This window comes from Arthrobacter sp. Cr_A7 (assembly GCF_029222765.1).
In the GTDB taxonomy this organism is placed as follows: Bacteria; Actinomycetota; Actinomycetes; order Actinomycetales; family Micrococcaceae; genus Arthrobacter.
Genome location: NZ_JARHXQ010000267.1, coordinates 1 through 5,247, shown reverse-complemented (window position 1 = coordinate 5,247; position 5,247 = coordinate 1). Strand labels below are relative to the sequence as shown.

The 5,247-nt window shown below is 66.2% G+C and carries 6 protein-coding genes; 2 read left to right on the top strand and 4 right to left on the bottom strand.

What is annotated here, in order from left to right:
- Positions 1 to 4: 4 nt before the first annotated feature.
- From hisN to P2Q66_RS15695, 4 genes are read right to left on the bottom strand one after another with little or no spacing between them, the layout of a single operon-like run.
- A complete protein-coding gene (gene hisN, locus P2Q66_RS15710) occupies positions 5 to 817 on the bottom strand; it encodes a histidinol-phosphatase (RefSeq protein WP_079597633.1) in 813 nt (270 codons plus the stop codon).
- A gap of 48 nt (positions 818 to 865) precedes the next feature.
- Positions 866 to 1,981, bottom strand: coding sequence for a ribosome small subunit-dependent GTPase A (locus P2Q66_RS15705; RefSeq protein WP_275729613.1), 1,116 nt, complete (start codon positions 1,979 to 1,981; stop codon positions 866 to 868).
- On the bottom strand, positions 1,965 to 3,365 hold the full coding sequence (gene aroA, locus P2Q66_RS15700) for a 3-phosphoshikimate 1-carboxyvinyltransferase (RefSeq protein ID WP_275729611.1): 1,401 nt from the start codon (positions 3,363 to 3,365) through the stop codon (positions 1,965 to 1,967). The genes P2Q66_RS15705 and aroA overlap by 17 nt, the downstream gene beginning before the upstream one ends.
- 6 nt (positions 3,366 to 3,371) lie before the next feature.
- On the bottom strand, positions 3,372 to 3,920 hold the full coding sequence (locus P2Q66_RS15695) for a DoxX family membrane protein (protein WP_115525061.1): 549 nt from the start codon (positions 3,918 to 3,920) through the stop codon (positions 3,372 to 3,374).
- 280 nt (positions 3,921 to 4,200) lie between these two features.
- Here P2Q66_RS15695 and P2Q66_RS15690 point away from each other — a divergent pair, with 280 nt between their 5' ends.
- Positions 4,201 to 4,965 carry a sigma-70 family RNA polymerase sigma factor gene (locus P2Q66_RS15690; RefSeq protein WP_258868525.1) on the top strand — a complete coding sequence of 255 codons (765 nt, stop codon included), beginning with the start codon at positions 4,201 to 4,203 and terminating at the stop codon, positions 4,963 to 4,965.
- Positions 4,962 to 5,222 (top strand): mycothiol system anti-sigma-R factor, encoded by a 261-nt coding sequence (gene rsrA / locus P2Q66_RS15685; RefSeq protein ID WP_275729608.1) that lies wholly within the window; start codon positions 4,962 to 4,964, stop codon positions 5,220 to 5,222. The genes P2Q66_RS15690 and rsrA overlap by 4 nt, the downstream gene beginning before the upstream one ends.
- Positions 5,223 to 5,247 lie beyond the last annotated feature (25 nt).

Sequence of the window (5,247 nt, the reverse complement as noted above, 5' to 3'; positions counted from 1 at the left end):
GGGGTCAGAGAAGGTCGTCGAGGCCCGGGTTCAACCGCTGCAGCACCTCGGAGTGCAGGATGGAGTTGGTGGCTAGGGCGTTGCCGCCGAACGGACCGTCCTCGCCCTCCAGCGATGTGAAGCGGCCGCCCGCCTCCACCACGATCGGTACCAGGGCCGCCATGTCGTAGAGGTTGAGCTCGGGTTCGCAGGCGATGTCCACCGACCCTTCGGCCACCATGCAGTATGACCAGAAGTCGCCAAATGCCCGGGTCCGCCAGACGTCCTCGGTCAGGCCAAGGAACTCGTCAAGGTTTCCGCGTTCCTTCCATCCGCCCAGGCTGGAATATGACAGTGAAGCGTCGGACAGGCTGGAGACGTCGGACACCCGCAACCGGGTGGCCGCGGCAAGTGAACGGCCCATGTAGGCGCCCATGCCCTTGGCCGCCCACCATCGCTTGCCCAGTGCCGGGGCACTGACCACGCCAACTACCGGCTCGCCCTCGTCAACCAGGGCAATAAGGGTGGCCCACACGGGCACGCCGCGGACAAAATTCTTGGTGCCGTCGATGGGATCGATGATCCACCTGCGCGAGCCGTGGCCGGTGCTGCCAAACTCCTCACCGAGTACTGCGTCCCGTGGACGGGAACGGGAGAGCTGGCCGCGGATGGCTTCCTCCGCTGCCTTGTCCGCATCGGTGACCGGCGTCAGGTCAGGCTTGGTCTCCACGTGGAGGTCCAGTGCCTTGAAGCGGCTCATGGTCTGGTCATCCACGGAGTCGGCCAGGACATGGGCCAGGCGCAGGTCATCGTTGTAGCTCGAAGCGGGTTGGATCATGGTTCCAAACTACCGTCTGCGGGCGGTTCTGCTGGGAGATCGGCGTTGTCAGTTGACGCTGCCGAGCTCCTTGGTCTCCTGCGCTTCCATGCGGGGATCCGCTCCGAGGAGCCTCCGCAGGGATGCAAGCCGGGCTTCGCCGGTGGGACCCGCATGGCCTCCGGCCACCCAGGCGTCCAGGCCGCAGTCCACCGCCGTGGCAGTGTGCTTGCAGCCGCGTTCACAGTCATCGATGCCCGGCGAAAGGTCCGGGAAGGACCGCAGGATCCGGTCCGGATCCACGTGCGCCAGTCCGAAGGACCGGATGCCCGGGGTGTCGATGATCCAGCTGCCGGGAGGTGCGTCCGCAAGCCGCAGAGCCAGGGCCGACGACGACGTGTGCCGGCCCCGTCCGGTCACCGCATTCACTCCGCCGGTGGCCCTTTCCGCACCCGTAAGCGCGTTGACCATGGTGGACTTCCCGACGCCGGAGTGCCCCAGCATGACCGTGACCTTCCCGTCGAGGTGGGCCCTGAGTTCGGCGACCGCTGCGCTGTCCAGCCGGGCGGACAGTCCGTCGTCGGACCGTGCATCGATGCCGGACGCCTTGATATCGGCGGTGCGGCTGATGATCACCGGGAAGTCCAGGTGCGTGTAGTTGGACAGCAGCTCCGCCGGGTCCTTGACGTCGGCCTTGGTGACGAGCAGGATCGGCTCGATGCCGGCGTCGTATGCTGCCACCAGCGCCCGGTCGATGAAGCCGGTGCGCGGCTCGGGATTGGCTGCCGCCACCACGATCACCAGCTGGTCCGCGTTTGCCACCACGGCCCGCTCCACAGGGTCGGTGTCATCGGCGCTGCGCCGCAGGAGGGTCTTCCGGTCCTGGATTTTCACCAGCCGGGCCAGGGTATCGGGTTCGCCGGATACGTCCCCCACCAGTGAAACGAAGTCACCGGCCACCACGGGGGAGCGCCGCAGCTCGCGGGCCCGCGCGGCAATCACCGTGCGTTCGTTGCCGGAATCTTCGCCCACCACGGCGGTGTAGCGGCCCCGGTCCACGGTGATGATGCGGCCTGTGACGGCGTCGTCGTGGCTGGGCCGGTCCTTCGTGCGGGGCCGGGAGCCCTTCTTGCTGGGCCGGATGCGGACGTCCGATTCGTCCCACGAGTCAGTTCGCCGCGCCACCGCTGGAACCTTCCGCCCCGGCGTCGGCCTCCTTTTCGGATGCGCCGCCCTGGGCAAGCATGTCCGCCCACAGCCGCGGGAAATCAGGCATGGTCTTCGCCGTGGTAGCGATATCCTCCACCTGGATACCGTCGACAGCCAGGCCCAGGATGGCGCCGGCGGTAGCCATGCGGTGGTCCGCATAGCTGTGTACGACGCCGGCGTGCAGCCGTGCGGGGCGGATGACCAGGCCGTCACTGGTCTCCTCGGCATCACCGCCAAGGCGGTTAATCTCTGTCACCAGCGCGGCCAGGCGGTCCGTCTCGTGTCCGCGCAGGTGGGCAATGCCGCTGAGCCGGGAGGGGCCGGTGGCCAGGGCGCACAGTGCCGCCACGGTGGGCGCCAGCTCGCTGGTATCAGCAAAGTCAGCGCCCTTGATCTCCGGACCGCCGGTGACCGTCAGAACCCCGTCCGAAAACGTCACCTTGGCGCCCATCTCGGCCAGGATGCTGCGCCAGAGGTCACCCACCTGCTGCGTCTGCTCAGGCCAGCCCGGGATCCGGACCGTTCCGCCCGAAGCCAGTGCTGCCGCGAGGAACGGCCCGGCATTCGAAAGGTCCTGCTCAATCCGCTGGTCAAAAGCGCGGATGGGCCCCGGTGAGACAACCCAGTGGTTGGGGACTGAATCATCAACGGACACGCCGGCGCCACGGAGGACGGCGACCGTCATGTTGATGTGGTCCAGGCTGGGCACCGGCTTGCCGACGTGCTCCAGGTGGAGGCCCTCGGTGAACTGCGCCCCCACCAGCAGAAGCGCGGAGACAAACTGGGAGGAAGCGCTCGCGTCGATGACCAGGTGGCCGCCGCGGACTTCTCCGGTGCCTTCCACCACGAACGGCAGAGACGCCGGGGCGCCGCCGCCTTCCGCGGATACGCCCACCCCCAGCGCCTTGAGCGCTTCGATGATGGTTCCCATAGGCCGCTTGCGGGCGTGCGGATCGCCGTCGAACACGCTGTCCCCGTTGCGGAGGGCCGCGAGCGGCGGGACGAACCGCATCACCGTGCCCGCCAGGCCGCAGTCGATCCTGGTGAGGGGAGCAGCCGTGTCCTGTCCCAGCGGAACCACCTCGAGGTCCGGCCCAAAGGCGCCGTCACCGGGCACTTCAGTGATGCGGGCACCGAGCTGGCGGAGGGCCTCGATCATCAGGGCCGAGTCGCGGGAGTGCAGGGGAGCCCGCAGGCGGGACGGACCATCGGCCAGCGCCGCGAGGACGAGGTACCTGTTGGTCAGTGATTTCGAACCGGGAACCGTGACGGTGGCATCAACGGGCCGCGAGGCGAAAGGTGCGGGCCAATGGGGAACAGGAGCTCCGGAGTCGTCCCGGGTGGCGGCTGCAGCGGTCATTCGTGCTTATGCCCCCGTGGCCTGTTCCACGGCGCGGCGCACGGCCTTGTCCGCTTTGGACAGCTTCTTGTTCGTGGTCTTCCTGGCATCCGCAGCAAAGTGCGAGGCGCCCTTCCGGGCATCGGCGGCCAGGTGCTCGGCGCGCCAGGCCAGCCCCGGCTTGCCTGCGGTGTCCACGGAGGCAAGCAGGGCGCCGCCGCTCAGGGACAGGTTCTTCAGCAGCTGGTTGCGGCGCGTCTCGCGGCCTTCCTTGCTGCTGATGTCCGCGCTGCGCCATTCGACGAAGGTGTTGAGCAGGGAAATGACCGTCAGCAGGGTGGCCGAAAGCCTGGAGAACTTGCCCAGCCCAAACAGGACGCCTGCGCCCACCTGCGTTCCGCCGATGACCCGGGCAAGCATCTTCTCGTCAGCCTGGAACGGCAGCGATGCCGCGGCCTTGCGGAGCAGGGGGGAGAGCTGCTGCGCTGTATCGTCAGCGTTTTTGAGCTTATCCACGCCGGCAAGAACGAAACTGGAAGCCAGCATGGGCCGGGCGAGCGTGCGGACAAAGGACATGGATTTCCTCCTGGATGGACGAACCGCGTCGTGAACGGCGGAGTCCGTCCTAGTCTTGCACTTTTGGGGAATATTTGCCCAAGGGCAGGGGTTATGCCAAACGGGTCCGCGAAGGTCGGGTCACGAGTCAAAGTGCGAAAACAATGAGCGGAGCTGGGCCTTGAGGCGGGTGTTGGACGGAATCGAAGCGGCAGGCCCCGTGGCAATGAGCTCCCTGGAGGTGGAACCTCCGGAGTATGGCTCGCCGCGTGCACGCAGCCTGACAGTAGACTTGAAGGCAATGAGCACCCTGGATCCGGCCGTGTCGGCCATGTATGAGGCTTCGAATAACGAAGTGAAGGGCGCCGCGGATGCGGCGTCCGCGTCCGAAGCGGCTGAGGCGCCACAACCCGGAGCTGAAACCACCGAAAACGTGGTGGATGTTTCCACGGAAACATCCGAACAGCGCCGCCTGCGGTTCGAGCGCGACGCCATGCAGTACGTTGACCAGCTGTACTCCGCCGCGATGCGGATGGCACGGAATCCTTCGGACGCCGAAGACCTCGTCCAGGAGGCCTATACCAAGGCGTTCTCAGCGTTCCACCAGTACAAGCCGGGCACCAACCTGAAGGCATGGCTGTACCGCATCCTGACGAACACCTACATCAACCTCTACCGCAAGCGGCAGCGTGAGCCCCTCCAGTCCAACTCGGACACCATCGAGGACTGGCAGCTTGCGCGGGCAGAATCGCACACCTCCAGTGGACTCCGCTCTGCTGAGGCTGAGGCGCTGGACCACCTTCCGGATTCGGACGTCAAGCGTGCGCTCCAGGACATCCCGGAAGAATTCCGCCTTGCGGTCTACTTCGCTGATGTCGAGGGGTTCGCGTACAAGGAAATTTCAGACATCATGAACACGCCTATCGGCACCGTGATGTCCCGGCTCCACCGCGGCCGGAAAATGTTGCGGGACATGCTCGCGGAGTACGCCGCGGAGCGGGGATTCAAAACGGCCGCGGATTCACAGGACACGGCTGCAAGCACACAACAGGAGAACAGGAAATGAGCGACTGCCAGGGATTGGGCGACTGCGACGACACCCGGATGCAACGCATCTACGAGTACCTCGACGGAGCGCTGACCCGCGAGGACATCTCGGAGATCAAGAACCATCTTGACGACTGCCCGGAATGCACGGAGCAGTACGACCTTGAATGCGTCATCCGCAACATGGTCAAGCGCTCCTGCACCGAAGCAGCTCCGGAAAACCTGAAGAACGCCATCCTGGACCGCATCCACGCCATCAAGCCGGTGGACGCCTAAGTCCAGGCGCTGCCAGGATCCAGCC

Bases quoted from the DNA above. Each gene is read 5' to 3' on its own strand.
- rsrA (WP_275729608.1), top strand. From the start codon at position 4,962: ATGAGCGACTGCCAGGGATTGGGCGACTGCGACGACACCCGGATGCAA.
- aroA (WP_275729611.1), bottom strand. From the start codon at position 3,365: ATGACCGCTGCAGCCGCCACCCGGGACGACTCCGGAGCTCCTGTTCCC.
- P2Q66_RS15695 (WP_115525061.1), bottom strand. From the start codon at position 3,920: ATGTCCTTTGTCCGCACGCTCGCCCGGCCCATGCTGGCTTCCAGTTTC.
- P2Q66_RS15690 (WP_258868525.1), top strand. From the start codon at position 4,201: ATGAGCACCCTGGATCCGGCCGTGTCGGCCATGTATGAGGCTTCGAAT.
- hisN (WP_079597633.1), bottom strand. From the start codon at position 817: ATGATCCAACCCGCTTCGAGCTACAACGATGACCTGCGCCTGGCCCAT.